General features: G+C 56.9%; 20 protein-coding genes. 17 read left to right on the plus strand and 3 right to left on the minus strand.

The window, feature by feature from the left end:
- Positions 1 to 7: 7 nt before the first annotated feature.
- The 3 genes from IPJ12_15780 to IPJ12_15790 are packed head-to-tail and all read left to right on the plus strand — an operon-like array spanning position 8 to position 1,940.
- Positions 8 to 571, plus strand: coding sequence for a chromate transporter (locus IPJ12_15780; GenBank protein ID MBK7648561.1), 564 nt, complete (start codon positions 8 to 10; stop codon positions 569 to 571).
- Positions 568 to 1,086 carry a chromate transporter gene (locus tag IPJ12_15785; GenBank protein MBK7648562.1) on the plus strand — a complete coding sequence of 173 codons (519 nt, stop codon included), beginning with the start codon at positions 568 to 570 and terminating at the stop codon, positions 1,084 to 1,086. Before IPJ12_15780 ends, IPJ12_15785 begins: the two co-directional genes overlap by 4 nt.
- 2 nt (positions 1,087 to 1,088) lie before the next feature.
- A complete protein-coding gene (locus IPJ12_15790) occupies positions 1,089 to 1,940 on the plus strand; it encodes a methyltransferase domain-containing protein (GenBank protein ID MBK7648563.1) in 852 nt (283 codons plus the stop codon).
- Between the two features lie 36 nt (positions 1,941 to 1,976).
- Here the strand turns inward: IPJ12_15790 and IPJ12_15795 are convergent, their stop codons facing one another.
- Complete coding sequence (locus IPJ12_15795) at positions 1,977 to 2,183, minus strand: hypothetical protein (GenBank protein MBK7648564.1); 207 nt, start codon at positions 2,181 to 2,183, stop codon at positions 1,977 to 1,979.
- Between the two features lie 5 nt (positions 2,184 to 2,188).
- Entirely contained in the window at positions 2,189 to 3,280 is a 1,092-nt protein-coding gene (locus IPJ12_15800) for a histidinol-phosphate transaminase (GenBank protein MBK7648565.1), read from the minus strand.
- Positions 3,281 to 3,359: 79 nt separating this feature from the next.
- Between IPJ12_15800 and hisB the strand changes: the two genes are divergently transcribed.
- From hisB to tatC, 10 genes are read left to right on the plus strand one after another with little or no spacing between them, the layout of a single operon-like run.
- The gene (gene hisB, locus IPJ12_15805) at positions 3,360 to 3,947 is read left to right on the plus strand and encodes an imidazoleglycerol-phosphate dehydratase HisB (GenBank protein MBK7648566.1); all 588 of its coding nucleotides are present in this window, start codon (positions 3,360 to 3,362) and stop codon (positions 3,945 to 3,947) included.
- A 35-nt stretch (positions 3,948 to 3,982) separates the two neighbouring features.
- Positions 3,983 to 4,588, plus strand: coding sequence for an imidazole glycerol phosphate synthase subunit HisH (gene hisH, locus IPJ12_15810; protein MBK7648567.1), 606 nt, complete (start codon positions 3,983 to 3,985; stop codon positions 4,586 to 4,588).
- A gap of 34 nt (positions 4,589 to 4,622) precedes the next feature.
- A complete protein-coding gene (gene hisA, locus IPJ12_15815; protein ID MBK7648568.1) occupies positions 4,623 to 5,363 on the plus strand; it encodes a 1-(5-phosphoribosyl)-5-[(5-phosphoribosylamino)methylideneamino]imidazole-4-carboxamide isomerase in 741 nt (246 codons plus the stop codon).
- Positions 5,363 to 6,121, plus strand: a complete 759-nt coding sequence (hisF, locus tag IPJ12_15820) for an imidazole glycerol phosphate synthase subunit HisF (protein ID MBK7648569.1) — start codon at positions 5,363 to 5,365, stop codon at positions 6,119 to 6,121. Before hisA ends, hisF begins: the two co-directional genes overlap by 1 nt.
- A gap of 13 nt (positions 6,122 to 6,134) precedes the next feature.
- Positions 6,135 to 6,533 (plus strand): phosphoribosyl-AMP cyclohydrolase, encoded by a 399-nt coding sequence (gene hisI, locus IPJ12_15825; GenBank protein ID MBK7648570.1) that lies wholly within the window; start codon positions 6,135 to 6,137, stop codon positions 6,531 to 6,533.
- Entirely contained in the window at positions 6,530 to 6,856 is a 327-nt protein-coding gene (locus tag IPJ12_15830; GenBank protein MBK7648571.1) for a phosphoribosyl-ATP diphosphatase, read from the plus strand. Before hisI ends, IPJ12_15830 begins: the two co-directional genes overlap by 4 nt.
- Complete coding sequence (locus IPJ12_15835; GenBank protein ID MBK7648572.1) at positions 6,853 to 7,203, plus strand: histidine triad nucleotide-binding protein; 351 nt, start codon at positions 6,853 to 6,855, stop codon at positions 7,201 to 7,203. Before IPJ12_15830 ends, IPJ12_15835 begins: the two co-directional genes overlap by 4 nt.
- Before the next feature lie 10 nt (positions 7,204 to 7,213).
- Complete coding sequence (tatA, locus tag IPJ12_15840; GenBank protein ID MBK7648573.1) at positions 7,214 to 7,447, plus strand: Sec-independent protein translocase subunit TatA; 234 nt, start codon at positions 7,214 to 7,216, stop codon at positions 7,445 to 7,447.
- Positions 7,448 to 7,493: 46 nt separating this feature from the next.
- Entirely contained in the window at positions 7,494 to 7,856 is a 363-nt protein-coding gene (gene tatB, locus IPJ12_15845; GenBank protein ID MBK7648574.1) for a twin-arginine translocase subunit TatB, read from the plus strand.
- On the plus strand, positions 7,853 to 8,671 hold the full coding sequence (gene tatC, locus IPJ12_15850) for a twin-arginine translocase subunit TatC (GenBank protein ID MBK7648575.1): 819 nt from the start codon (positions 7,853 to 7,855) through the stop codon (positions 8,669 to 8,671). The genes tatB and tatC overlap by 4 nt, the downstream gene beginning before the upstream one ends.
- On the opposite strand, the gene IPJ12_15855 is transcribed toward tatC, so the two are convergent.
- Complete coding sequence (locus IPJ12_15855) at positions 8,672 to 9,478, minus strand: class II glutamine amidotransferase (protein MBK7648576.1); 807 nt, start codon at positions 9,476 to 9,478, stop codon at positions 8,672 to 8,674.
- Between the two features lie 129 nt (positions 9,479 to 9,607).
- On the opposite strand from IPJ12_15855, the gene IPJ12_15860 reads away from it, so the two are divergent.
- The 4 genes from IPJ12_15860 to IPJ12_15875 all read left to right on the plus strand — a co-directional run bounded on the left by IPJ12_15860 (position 9,608) and on the right by IPJ12_15875 (position 13,919).
- Positions 9,608 to 11,107, plus strand: a complete 1,500-nt coding sequence (locus tag IPJ12_15860; protein MBK7648577.1) for a hypothetical protein — start codon at positions 9,608 to 9,610, stop codon at positions 11,105 to 11,107.
- Positions 11,108 to 11,305: 198 nt separating this feature from the next.
- Positions 11,306 to 11,524 (plus strand): hypothetical protein, encoded by a 219-nt coding sequence (locus tag IPJ12_15865; protein ID MBK7648578.1) that lies wholly within the window; start codon positions 11,306 to 11,308, stop codon positions 11,522 to 11,524.
- 108 nt (positions 11,525 to 11,632) lie between these two features.
- Positions 11,633 to 13,129, plus strand: a complete 1,497-nt coding sequence (locus IPJ12_15870) for an IS21 family transposase (protein MBK7648579.1) — start codon at positions 11,633 to 11,635, stop codon at positions 13,127 to 13,129.
- The gene (locus IPJ12_15875; GenBank protein MBK7648580.1) at positions 13,122 to 13,919 is read left to right on the plus strand and encodes an ATP-binding protein; all 798 of its coding nucleotides are present in this window, start codon (positions 13,122 to 13,124) and stop codon (positions 13,917 to 13,919) included. Before IPJ12_15870 ends, IPJ12_15875 begins: the two co-directional genes overlap by 8 nt.
- Positions 13,920 to 14,017: the final 98 nt, after the last annotated feature.

Below are 14,017 nucleotides of genomic sequence, written 5' to 3' on the forward strand. Positions count from 1 at the left end.
TTTCCGGTTGACCGTGGAAGAGCCCAATCTTCAGCAGCGCCCGAATCTCCGGGCGCTTTTTTTGGGCTTTTCATCGGTCGGACTTTCCGGCTTCGGTGGTGTCCTGCCTTTCGCCCGGCGCATGCTGGTCGAAGAGCGGCAATGGATGAGCGCGGAGGAATTCAATGCCCAACTCGGTCTTTGTCAATTTTTGCCGGGACCCAACGTTGTCAATCTGGCTGTGGTTGTTGGCAAGCGTTATCGCGGCTTGCCTGGCGCGCTCGTTTCGGCGTTTGGCCTTCTCGCTGGGCCGTTCGTCATCGTTCTGTTGCTGGCCCTGCTTTACGACCACTACGGCAGTTTGCCGCAAGTTCAGGCCATGTTGCGCGGCATTGCGGCAGTAGGCTGCGGGCTGCTCTTCAGCATGGCTTGGAGAATGGGCTCGGCGCTCAAGGACAAGCGGTTTTTTCTGCCATTTACCGGGTTGACCGTGGTGGCCATTGCCGGTTTGCGCTGGCCGATGCCGAGCGTCATGGTCGTCGGCTTGCTGCTTTCCGGTGGTGTGGCGTATTGGGCGCTGGGCCGGAAATGATTGTCGTCGAACTATTCCTCGAGTTTGCGCTACTTTCCGCGGTAGCCTTTGGCGGGGCGACAGCCTTGTTGCCGGAAATGCACCGCGTCGTTGTAGAAAATCATCACTGGCTTGACGATGCGACCTTTACCCATCTCTACGCGATTGCCCAGGCAGCGCCAGGGCCGAATGTGCTGGTGGTCACTTTGATCGGCTGGGAAATCGGCGGGCTGTCGGGTGCGCTGGCCTCGACGCTGGCCATGTGCTTGCCCATGAGTATCCTGATCTACTTGCTGATCGACCGCTGGGAGAGTTTTTCCGGCAAGCGCTGGCAAAGAGCGGTGAGTCTTGGGGTTGCGCCGCTGGCCGTGGGTCTGATTTTTTCCGGAGCGACCCTGATTGCCCAGGCTGCTGCCTTCGGCTGGGCCGCCTGGTTAGTGGTGGGTGCCACCATGGCGGCTAATCTGCGGACGAAATTTCACCCGCTATGGTTTATCGCGGTCGGCGCTGCGCTGGGGTTTTTGGGAGTGATCTGAGGATGGCCGTTACCCCATTTCGGTCGTTGGCATGCCCGTTGGATGGCGCGCCATTGCAGTGCCAGGGCTCGGCATGGTGCTGTCCGGCCGGCCATAGTTTCGATATTGCCAGTCAGGGCTACGCAAACCTGCTTCCCGTGCACAAAAAGCGCTCGCTTGACCCGGGTGACAGCAAGGAAATGGTTGCGGCTCGGCGGCGCTTCCTCAATGCCGGGTTCTATCAGCCGATCGCCGCGGCAGTCAGTCGGCTTGTGTTGGCTGATTTGCCGGAGAATGCGACGTTCAGTTGTCTCGATGCCGGTTGCGGTGAAGGCTATTACGTTCGCCAGTTGATGTCAGCGCTTGGCGTTGGGCAAAGCGTTGCCCTGCTCGGGCTGGATATTTCCAAATGGGCGGTACTGTCGGCCGCCAAGCAGGATAAGCGGCCAAACTGGGTGGTCGGCAGCAATGCCAACCTGCCCGTGCTGTCGGGGACGATCGACCGGGTGTTATGTATGTTCGGCTTTCCTGTTTATCCCGAGTTTGCCCGTATCCTCAAGTCGGGCGGCTTGCTGCTGCAGGTTGATACCGGACCGGATCATTTACGGGAACTGCGGGAAATTATTTACCCGACGCTGAAGCCGGAGCGGACGACTGTCATGCCGGTGCCGGATGGGTTTGCCGAAGGTCTTTTCGATACGCTCCGCTATACCTTGACTATTTCAGGTGCCGAACAAATTGCCGATTTGCTGGCCATGACGCCGCATCTCTATCGGGCAACCGCGGAGGGCAGGGCGCGAGCAGCGGCGCTGACGGAGATTGCGCTGACCGTAGACGTGCGCCTGACCTGTTTTGTTCGGACTGCTGTTGACTAACGAGATGTCGGTCTGGTGCAAGCGGCTAATTTGCGGTTAGTCCCGCTTGTAGGGATTGTCCAGCCCCGCGATGACGTCCTGAAACACCGCCCGGATCTGGCCTTCCTCGCACTCCATCAACAGTGCGTCCTCGAAGGCATCCTGCGCCATCTGGCGAAGTTCTTCGAGGTTCTCGCGCAGTACCTTGATCTTCTCGGTGCAGGCTACGATGCTGCCGTCGGGGCGTTTCCAGATTGGTTCCATGGTGGTTAGTCAATGATCTGGCGCAGCGCATCGGTCAATGCCTTGCATTCGCCATCGGTGCCGACGGTGATGCGCAGGAACTGGTCGATACGAGGAAGTTTGAAATGGCGGACGATGATATTTCGATCACGTAGTGACTTGGCCAGTTCCCCTGCATCGCGTTGCCGATGACGCGCAAAGATGAAATTGGCAGCGGAGGGCAGGACCTCGAAGCCAATATTGGTCAATTCGGCGGACAAGGTATCGCGGGTAGCGATTACCGCACGGCGGCATTGTTCGAAATATGCTTCGTCCTCCATCGCAGCCACTGCGCCGACAATGGCCAGGCGATCCAGCGGGTAGGAGTTGAAGCTGTTCTTGACCCGCTCCAGCGCTTCGATCAGCGCCGGATGGCCAACCGCGAAGCCGACGCGCATGCCGGCCAGCGAGCGTGATTTGGACAGCGTGTGGACGACGAGCAGGTTGTCGTAACGTTCGATCAGCGGAATGGCAGTTTCTCCGCCGAAATCGACATAAGCCTCATCGACGACCACTACGGTATCCGGATTGGTTTTGAGAATCTGCTCAATGGCCTCAAGCGCCAGCAGGCGACCGGTTGGGGCGTTCGGGTTAGGGAAGATGATGCCGCGGATTTTGTTTTTGCCCGTTTTTTCCGGTTGACCGTAGAAGTCGGCCGGGTTGATCGAAAAATCGTCGGCGAGCGGCACGGTGCGGTATTCAACGCCAAATAAGCCGCAATACACCGGGTAGAAGCTGTAAGTGATGTCTGGAAACAGAATTGGCGCGTCGTGCTTGAGTAGCGCCATGAAGACATGGGCCAATACCTCGTCTGAACCGTTGCCGACGAAGATTTGCTGCGCATTTAGCCCATGGCATTTGGCGATAGCACCTTTGAGCAAATCAGCGTTCGGGTCCGGGTAAAGACGCAGGCGCGCCGCATCATCACCGAGTTCCGCCTGGATCGCCGCCAGCACCTTGGGGGAGGGTGGGAAGGGGTTCTCGTTGGTGTTCAGCTTGATCAGATTGGTGATCTTGGGCTGCTCGCCCGGTACGTAGGGGGTGAGGTCACGGACGACCTGGCTCCAGAAGCGACTCATGGGGTTTTTACGAAAGGCGTAATGGTGGGCTGAAATGGTATCATGGCCCCCCGTTAAAAGCCTTTTGCAGCCTTCAACCATGCGGCAAGCCGAAATCACACGCAACACGCTGGAGACGCAGATTACTGTGCGTCTCAATCTCGATGGCACCGGTCAGGGCAAGTTCGCCACCGGCGTGCCCTTTCTCGACCACATGCTCGACCAGATTGCCCGCCACGGGTTGATTGACCTCGATGTTGACGCGAAAGGTGATCTCCACATCGATGCACACCACACCGTCGAAGATATCGGCATCACCTTCGGCCAGGCGCTGGCCAAGGCTTGGGGCGACAAGAAGGGCCTGACCCGTTATGGCCACAGCTATGTGCCGCTGGATGAAGCACTCTCGCGCGTCGTCATTGATCTTTCCGGTCGTCCGGGCCTGGAACTGAATGTCGAGTTCACGCGGGCTGTGATCGGCCAGTTCGACGTTGACCTGATCAGCGAATTCTTTCATGGCCTGGTCAATCACGCCGGAATGACGCTGCACATCGATAATCTACGCGGCAAAAACGCCCACCATCAAGCCGAGACTATTTTCAAGGCCTTCGGCCGCGCCCTGCGCATGGCGGTGACGCCTGATCCGCGCATGGCTGGCACCGTGCCCTCGACGAAAGGCTCGCTGTGAGTGCAGGCAAAACCATCGCTGTCATCGATTACGGCATGGGCAACCTGCGCTCCGTATCGAAGGCGCTGGAGCACGTAGCCGGTGGCTGCCCAGTTGTTGTGACTGCCGACCCGGCCATGGTTGCGGCGGCAGAGCGAGTGGTCTTTCCCGGTCAGGGCGCGATGCCGGACTGCATGGGGGAGCTTGATGCACGCGGTCTGCGTGGCGCAGTATTGGCTGCTGCCAAGAACAAGCCGTTTCTCGGCATCTGCGTCGGCGAGCAGATGCTGTTCGAGCACAGTGATGAAGGTAACGTCTCGGCTCTTGGTGTCTTTGCCGGTAACGTCAAACGTTTCCCCGATGACAAAATGCTGCAGCCCACCGGCGAGCGCCTGAAGGTGCCGCACATGGGCTGGAACGAAGTGGCCCAGAAGCCGCATTTGCTATGGCAGGGCATCGCCGACCGCTCGCGCTTTTACTTTGTGCACAGCTACTTTGTCGTACCTGCCGATCCGGCGCTGGTCACGGGCTCCTGCGAGTACGGCATACCCTTTACCTGCGCTGTCGGGAGGGATAATATCTTCGCGGTTCAGTTCCATCCTGAGAAAAGCGCTCGTGACGGCCTGCAACTACTGAAAAACTTCGTTGAGTGGCACCCTTGATTCGCTTTTGTCGAACACATTTTCCTAGACTCCCATGCTGATTATTCCCGCGATTGATCTCAAGGACGGCCAATGCGTCCGTCTGAAGCAGGGCCTGATGGAACAGGCTACTGTTTTTTCCGATAGCCCGGCCGAGCAGGCTCGTCATTGGCTGAACCAGGGCGCCCGTCGTCTCCACCTGGTCGACCTGAATGGTGCCTTTGCCGGCAAGCCAAAGAACGCAGCCGCCATCAAGGCCATCCTGGCTGAAGTGGGTGATGAGATTCCCGTGCAGTTGGGCGGCGGCATTCGCGACCTCGATACCATTGAAGCCTGTATCGATGGCGGTCTTTCCTACGTCATCATCGGTACCGCCGCAGTCAAGAATCCCGGCTTCCTGCGTGATGCCTGTGTGGCCTTCCCCGGTCACATCATCGTTGGCCTTGATGCCAAGGACGGCAAGGTGGCGACCGACGGCTGGTCCAAGCTGACCGGCCACGAGGTCGTCGATCTGGCCAAGAAATATGAAGATTACGGCGTCGAGTCGATCATTTACACCGATATTGGCCGCGACGGCATGCTTTCTGGCCTGAATATCGAAGCCACTGTGCGTCTCGCCCAGGCGCTGACTATTCCGGTCATTGCGTCCGGCGGCCTGACTGGTTTTGACGATATCCGTGCGCTGTGTGCCGTTGAAGCTGAAGGCATCGTTGGCACCATCGCCGGCCGTGCGGTTTACGATGGCTCTCTCGACTTCAAGGCAGCTCAGGAAATGGCTGACGAGTTGGGCGCCTGATGCTCGCCAAGCGCATCATCCCGTGCCTTGATGTCACGGCTGGCCGTGTCGTCAAGGGGACGAATTTTGTCGGCCTGCGCGATGCCGGCGATCCCATCGAAATCGCCCGCCGTTATAACGAGCAGGGCGCCGATGAGGTGACTTTTCTCGATATCACTGCGTCCAGCGATCAGCGCGACATCATCCTGCACATCATTGAAGCCTGCGCCGAGCAGGTTTTCATTCCGCTGACGGTAGGTGGTGGCGTGCGCAAGGTGGAAGACGTCCGTCGTCTGCTTAATGCAGGCGCCGACAAGGTGTCGATGAACACGGCGGCCGTGCAGAATCCGGATCTCGTTTTCGATGCGTCGAGCAAGGTTGGTTCGCAGTGTATTGTCGTCGCCATCGATGCCAAGCAGGTTGCGCCTGGCCAATGGCATGTCTTTACCCATGGCGGTCGCAACGATACCGGTATGGATGCGATCGAGTGGGCGAAAAAGGTTGATGCTTTGGGCGCCGGCGAAATTCTGCTGACCAGCATGGATCGTGACGGTACCAAGAATGGCTTCGATCTGGCGCTGACCCGCGCCGTGTCCGATGCGGTGAAGATTCCGGTCATTGCCTCCGGTGGTGTGGGTAACTTGCAGCATCTGGCCGATGGTGTCAGCGAAGGCCGGGCCGATGCAGTGCTGGCTGCATCCATTTTTCATTTTGGCGAGTATACGGTTCGCCAGGCCAAGGAATACATGGCGGCCCGCGGCATTGAAGTGCGGCTTTAAGGCTAAGTAGCTAATGTCTGATCTGGATCATACGCAAGACTGGTTGCAGGCGTTGAAATGGGACGCTGACGGGATGATCCCGGCCATTGCGCAGGACGAAAAAGGACGCGTCGTGATGTTCGCCTACATGAACCGCGACTCGCTTCAGGAAACGCTTCGCTCCGGCAACGCGGTATACTGGTCGCGTTCGAGGAAGCGTCTTTGGCGCAAGGGTGAAGAGTCAGGCCATTTTCAGAAGATCAAGGCTATTCGCACCGATTGCGATGGCGATGTGTTGCTGTTGAGCATTGAACAAGTAGGCGGGATTGCCTGTCATACCGGCCGAGAGAGTTGTTTCTTCAATGAGTTGAATGGGGATCGCTGGATTCCCGTAGATCAGGTTTTGAAAGACCCGAAGGATATTTACAAATGAGCACCCATGACATCCTGCACCGTCTCTCCGAGACACTGGCTTCCCGTCGTCACGCTGACCCGGAGAAGTCTTACACCGCCAAGCTGTTTTCAGAGGGACCCGATTCGATTCTGAAGAAAATCGGCGAGGAATGCGCCGAACTGATTATGGCGGGGAAGGAAGGCAAGCGCCTTAAAGTGGTCTGGGAATCAACGGATGTGATTTATCACGTGCTGGTATTGCTAGCCTTCTATGGATTGAGCATCGAGGATGTTTCCCAGGAGATGCGTCGTCGCGAAGGCATTTCCGGTATCGACGAAAAGGCGGCACGAGGCGCCAAGTGAGCGATTGCATTTTTTGCAAGATAGTCGATGGAAAGATCCCCGCGAAGAAGGTCTATGAAGACGACGAGATAATTGCCTTCAACGATATCAACCCGGCTCGGCCTGTCCATGTTCTGGTAATTCCCAAGAAGCACATCACATCGCTGGCAACGGCAACGGCAGACGATACGCAGGTGCTCGGCAGGATTCTGGCCAAGGCTAACGAAATTGCGGTAGCTCAAGGCAGTCCGGACGGCTTTCGTATGATTATCAATACAGGACGTGTGGGGCAGCAGGAAGTGCCGCACTTGCACGCGCATATCGTGGGAGGCCCGGAACCGGTCGGCCCCATGCTGAAACGTATCTAGGAGACACATTATGGGCAGTTTTTCCATTTGGCACTGGTTGATCGTTCTGGTCATCGTCATGCTCATTTTCGGCACCAAGAAGCTGCGTAACGTAGGACAGGATCTCGGTGGCGCCGTCAAGGGTTTCAAGGAAGGCATGAAGGAAGCGAGCGCCGAAAACAAGCCAGCGGATGTGGCACAGCCAACTCAGCAGGTCAGTGGCGAAACCATTGACGTCGAAGTTAAGGAAAAGACCAAGTCCTGATGTCATGAAACGGGTGTTTTCCGTTTCATGATCCGGCCTCAAATCCATGTTCGATATCAGTTTTTCCGAGTTGATAGTGATCGGCTTCGTGGCGTTGATCGTCATCGGCCCCGAGCGCTTGCCCAAGGTCGCACGCACACTCGGGCATCTGCTCGGTCGTGCCCAGCGTTACGTCAATGACGTGAAGTCCGATATCAGTCGCGAAGTCCAGCTCGATGAGCTGCGAAAGCTGCAGTCCCAGGTTACGGATTCTGCGCGCGAACTGGAGACCTCTGTGCGCAAGGAGTTTGAATCGGCACGCAGTGCCATTGAAGTGCCGGCACACGAGGCGATGACTGAATTGCAATCGAACGCAAAATTGTCTGAAACATTGCCCGTCGCTGATAGCGCCAGCAAGCCTGTGGCATGAGCGATACGCCGGAAGATTCCTTCATTTCGCATCTGATCGAATTGCGCGACCGCTTGTTGCGCAGTCTGATCGCTATTGTCGTGGTGCTTGGCATTCTGTGTCTCTACCCGGGGCCAGGGGTAATTTACGACATTCTCGCTGCACCGCTGACCAGGGCTTTGCCTGAGGGCACAAAGATGGTTGCCATTGGCGTCATTACGCCATTCATGGTGCCGCTGAAGGTGACAGCGATGGTCGCCTTCGTGTTTGCCTTGCCCTATATCCTTTATCAGGTATGGGCCTTTATCGCTCCCGGCCTCTATGCCCATGAAAAGCGTCTGGGGATTCCGCTGATCATTTCCAGTTCGTTGCTGTTCATTTCCGGCATGGCGTTTTGTTATTTCTTCGTCTTCGGGCAAGTGTTCAGTTTTATCAACACCTTTGCCCCGAAGAGCATTACGCCCGCACCTGACATTGAAGCGTACCTGTCGTTCGTCATGACCATGTTCCTGGCCTTCGGCATCGCCTTCGAGGTGCCGGTGGCACTGGTCATGCTGGTCAAGCTGAACCTTGTTACCGTTGAAAAACTCAAGGAATGGCGCTCCTACTTTATCGTCGGTGCCTTTGTGGTTGCTGCGGTCGTAACGCCTCCGGATGTCGTTTCCCAACTGGCGCTGGCTGTCCCAATGTGCCTGCTCTATGAGCTGGGAATCATCGCATCCCGCCTGGTTTCGCGTCCGGTGGCTGATCCTGCGGTCAACCCGGAAAATCAGGCAAAAATGGAAACTGAGATGGCCAAGGCGGAAGAAGATTTCCGCAAGTTCTCCGGCGACTGATCAGGCGGGCTTTTTGACCGGCCCCGGTCGCGTCGGCAAGGTCTTGACCGGCGCGCCTTCCTCGAACCACCACAGCGTGCCCGGCGGCATCGCGGTCCACGCCTCGTTATCGGTCAGTGGCAATGTGGCAATCACCGCTACACGATCGTTGGGCGAGGTGACATCGCTGAAATCGACGGTGACGTCCTGATCCTTCAGGTGCGCCTGAGCAAACGGTGCCTGACGCACGATGTGGCTCAGTTTGGTCGAGGCGTGCGCAAACAGACAGTCGCCATTCGAGAGCAGAAAATTGAACTCGCCGTGGCTGGAAATGACCAGCGTCAGCGCATGAATCGCATCAAACAAATCGTTGCGTTCCGGCACATGATTTCCGAAACGCTTGCGCAATTCCTGAAGCAGCCAACAGAAGGCGCGTTCGCTGTCGGTGAGTCCGACCGGAACGAAGCTGCCATCGAGCTGCGGCATGAAATCGAACAGATTGCCGTTATGGGCAAAGATCCAGTAGCGTCCCCACAGTTCGCGCATGAAGGGATGCGTGTTCTCCAGTCCGACGGCGCCTTGCGTTGCCTTGCGGATATGGGCGATGACGTTTTTGGAGCGAATCGGATAACGACGAACCAGCTCGGCGACCGGCGAAATGCTTGAAGGTTGCGGGTCAAGGAAAGTCCGGGTTCCCTTGCCCTCAAAAAAGGAGATGCCCCAACCATCCGAGTGCACGTCCGTTGCACCGCCTCGCTCTCGAAATCCGCTGAAGGAGAAGCAGATGTCGGTCGGCACGTTGCAGTTCATGCCGAGCAGTTGGCACATTTTCTAACTCTTTTCATGATAGCCTGTCCGCTCTAAATGCTTGCAGTACAAGCGATTTGCGGTGTTGGTCTGGGTTTGTTTAGGTGACACAAACTGCCGTGATTCGGATACACAACAGGGTGACACGCGATGGCAGAATTCTTACACAAAAAGGACAGCTCTAGTCTCTGGTACTTCCGTCGCAGATACCCGGTTGAGGTAGCTAAGGTGGTTGGCAAGACCATGCACATGCAGAGTCTTCAGACTGCGAACAGGAGAGAGGCTGAGAAATTGTGCCGTGCCGTGTCCGTGCAGTTCGATGCGATCTGTGCCGAGGCAAGGCGGGAACACAAGTTTCAAGAGGAAAAGCGGCAGGTGGAACTTGTGGCGGCACAAGGGGCTGAAGCGAAGCGGGTTGATGGTGCAGCCGGTGCAGATAGCCAAAGAAGTCCCGAGAGCGTCTTGGCTCGGGTTCCTGAGTTGATGCGGCTTGCTGCTATTCGGGTTGTGGAAGAACAGCAACGTGATCCGCAGGGCTGGTTAGATACGATTAGGCGCTGGAAGGATTTCTATTCGGCTGCGCTTACAGCACCAATGCCGAGTCCCGGCCCTCAGACCGCTATCGAGGCGCAGGCGTGTCTGAATGGAATCGAGTTGGCAATACAAGCTCAGCCACTCCCTCCGGAACCTGCAACGCAATCGAGCGCAATACAGCAGCCTATTGCTACCCAGTCGGGGAGTGAGGCAAACACGGAAACATGGTCGGTGCTTTGTGATCGGGCATTGCGCGAATACCTGCACAAGGTAGCCCCTCAGCGGTATCAGTTGGCGAAATCGCTTCTGCCGAAGATAAAGGTTCGGAGCGTTGGGGAATCAGATATTCAGGATGGTTTGCGGGAGTGGTGCAATGCTCGTCTGCAAGTGATTCAGCCTCGGAGCGTGAAAGGCCAGCTTGATTGCATGGTGTCTGCTCTTCGGTGCGTTCTTCCAAAGTTTACCGCGCCGGTATTGCGTGAGCTACAGGGCGTTATGCAGCCTCGGGTGGGTGATCGGCAGAGCATGCCGATTCAGGAGATTCGCTCAGCACTTAAGGCATTCAAGAGTAGGCCAGTTCCTGTGAAGGTTCGGAACGACTACGGGGGCGGTGCTTCGCAGTTTGATGCAATCGCCGTCGAGGTTTTGGCCGTGCTTGGTATGAGACCTCGGGAATTGATACAAGCAAGACCAATCGACCTTGTAACGAAAACTGATGTATTCGGAGAGAAAGGGTTGTATCTCCGACTTGTTGATGGAAAGAACAAGGCATCGGAGCGCGAGATACCCCTAAGCGATGGAACTCGGGAAGTTCTGCCAGTTCAGCGATTGCGGGAGATGTTGGAGTGGCAGGAGAAAAATGTGCGTTCTCCTCATGGCGCTGTCTCGTCATTCGGAACCAGATTCAAGGATATGACAGGAGGCAGTACGTTGTACCAGATGCGGCATTCTTGGAAAGACGTAGCGGTAAATGCCGGGGTAGATTCAGAGCTACGAGAGCGGTTGATGGGGCATAAGGTGCCGGGAGTCGCAGCGGTGTATGGATCGGGAATTCCTCTTGCTAGAGGGCTGGATGCTATCGAGGCTGTGCGTTCTGTGATCTTTGCTGTCGCATAAGAAACAGATGGCATGAGCTGCTAAAGATGCATTGATCCACGTTTTAGGTATGACTGCGATAGGGGTACGAACAAAAGGGAAGTTTGGTGATTATGAAATAAGGTTATGCTAATTAATTGCTGTGTTCCTGTCGGGCTGTAGTCGCTTAAGGCGGAACATGGCTAAACTATGAAGATTAGGTTTGTCCAAGGAGAGAAAATGCCCGCGCTAGTGCCAGAATTAGTCAACATGGCTAGCGACCCTAATGTTTCTACCGGGGACTTGCTACGTCGTTCCCTTGTGGTAGCCCGCCGACTTAATGTTCCGGAGCTTGTGGAGTGGATTAACTCTGAACTAACAGGTTTCAGAACTGGAGAGGTTCCAGAGTACAGGCGGCTGCGCGGGCAATTAGTGGTAGAAAATCCTTATAACTGTTGACGCTCGTTGAAAACTGACCAGAAAAGCGAGGTTGTGCGCGCTGAAAATTGACCAGGGTGATTAACTAGTCCGCTCATTTTTTGAGCAGGATTTTAGGAGATGATCACCATGAAGGATCTGGGAAGGATTCGGCGGTTGTTTTACCGGGATGGCGTGTCGCTATCCGAGATTTCGAGGAAGACGGGGTATAGCCGGAACACCGTCAAGCGTTGGTTACGGACGCCGGAAGGCACGGAGCCGAAGTACGAACGGGAGAACCCGAACGTCAAGATTGCGCCCTATGCGGCGCGACTCATCAAGGCGCTGGAAACGGATGCTCGGCGCCCGAAACGGGATCGGCGTACGGCGCTGAAACTCTTTGGTGAATTGCAGGCGGCCGGATTTACGGGCACCTACTGCCGGGTCACTGAGTTCATCCGGCGCTGGCGTTCCGATGGTGGCGCGGCGGTCAGCAAAGCCTTCGTTCCGCTCCACTTTGAATTAGGCGAAGCCTTCCAGTTCGACTGGAGCGAAGAGCATTTGGTGATCGGTGGTGTCTGGCGCAAGATTCTCGCCTCGCATCTGAAGTTCTGTGCCAGTCGGGCCTTTGTGGTTCAGGCCTACCCGACGCAAGGCCACGAAATGCTGTTTGATGCCCATACCCGTTCGTTTGCGGCCTTGGGCGGCATTCCTCGGCGCGGCATCTACGACAATATGAAGACGGCCGTGGATAAGGTGCAGAAGGGCAAGTCCCGTATCGTCAATGCCCGCTTCTCGGCCATGGCCTCCCACTACCTGTTCGACCCGGATTTCTGCAATGTCGCCAGCGGCTGGGAGAAAGGCGTTGTCGAGAAGAATGTCCAGGATAGCCGGCTGCGGCTCTGGCAGGATGCCGGCAAGGAACGCTTCAGCTCTTTCACCGAACTGAACGTCTGGCTGCTCGAACGCTGCCGTAGCCTGTGGCAGGAATTGCGCCATCCTGAGTACGCGGATCTGACGGTGGCCGAGATGCTGGAACACGAGCAACCGAGCCTGATGCCAATGGTGGCGCCCTTCGATGGGTATGTTGAAACCCTGGGCAAAGTCTCCAGCACCTGCCTAGTCACGCTGGATCGTAATCGCTATTCGGTGCCGTGCGAGTTGGTCGGCCAGGTCGTTAGCCTGCGTCTCTATCCGGAGCGGATTGATATGGTGGCGCACGATCTGCGCATGGCCAGCCATCCACGTAGTTTCACCCGGCAACAAACGCTCTACGACTGGCAGCACTACATTCCGCTGATTGAACGCAAGCCGGGTGCCTTGAGAAATGGCGCGCCATTTGCCGACATGCCGGAAGCTTTGCAGCGCCTGCGCAGTTTGTTGCTGCGTCGAGAAGGTGGTGATCGGGTGATGGCCAAGGTCCTGTCAGCGATTGCGCAGTTCGGTCTGGAGTCTGTGCTGGTGGCGGTCGATCTGGTTCTGGAATCAGGCTTGCCCAGTGCCGAGCACGTCGAGAACATGCTCAATCGACTGAAGTCTGGACCCATGCCACCACCGGTGGAGACCCCGCTGACGATCAGCGAAGCACCGATCGCCGATACGGGTCGCTACGACCAGCTGCGCGTGGAGGTGAGCGACCATGCGTGAGCTGATGAGTGAGTTCAAGGAGCTGCGCCTGCACGGCATGGCTGGTGCCTGGGAAGAGCTATCGGCCAACGGTGGCGCCGGCATCGACACTTCTCGCTGGTTGATCGAGCATCTGCTGCAGGCCGAACATACTGACCGGGTCATGCGCTCGATTGGCTACCAGATGCATGCGGCCCGCTTCCCTGTACATCGGGATCTAGCGGGATTCGACTTCGATCAATCGAAGGTAGATCAGAAACTGATTCGGCAACTGGCCGACCTGTCCTTTACCGAGGAAGCGCAGAACGTGGTGTTCATCGGTGGCACGGGAACCGGCAAGACGCACCTGGCCACGGCACTGGGTGTTTCGGGGATTGGGCACCATAACAAGCGGGTTCGGTTCTTCTCGACGGTGGATCTGGCCAATGCCCTGGAACAAGAGAAGGCGGCCGGCAAAGCTGGCCGGATTGCCTTGGGACTGCTGCGCATGGATCTGGTGATTCTCGATGAGCTGGGCTATCTGCCGTTCAGCCAGGCTGGTGGTGCCTTGCTGTTTCACTTGCTGTCGAAGCTCTACGAGCACACCAGCGTGATGATCACGACCAACCTGACCTTTGCCGAATGGCCGAGCGTCTTCGGCGATGCCAAGATGACGACGGCGCTGCTCGACCGCCTGACGCATCACTGCCACATCGTGGAAACGGGGAATGAGTCATTTCGCTTCCGGCACAGCACGGCAACGGCCAAGTCGAGGATCAAGGCAAGGGAGCAGAGCAAGCGGGGAAATCCACCCGAGGAGGACGCGTTCTGATCGGGGCCGCGTTGGGAAATCCGTTCCGGACTTCGTCCTCCACGGCTTTCCCAACGCATTCATCGTGGCTCGGAAATCGGTTGTTCTGAGCTACACTT

It is taken from the genome of Betaproteobacteria bacterium (assembly GCA_016709965.1).
In the GTDB taxonomy this organism is placed as follows: domain Bacteria; phylum Pseudomonadota; class Gammaproteobacteria; order Burkholderiales; family Rhodocyclaceae; genus Azonexus; species Azonexus amarohabitans.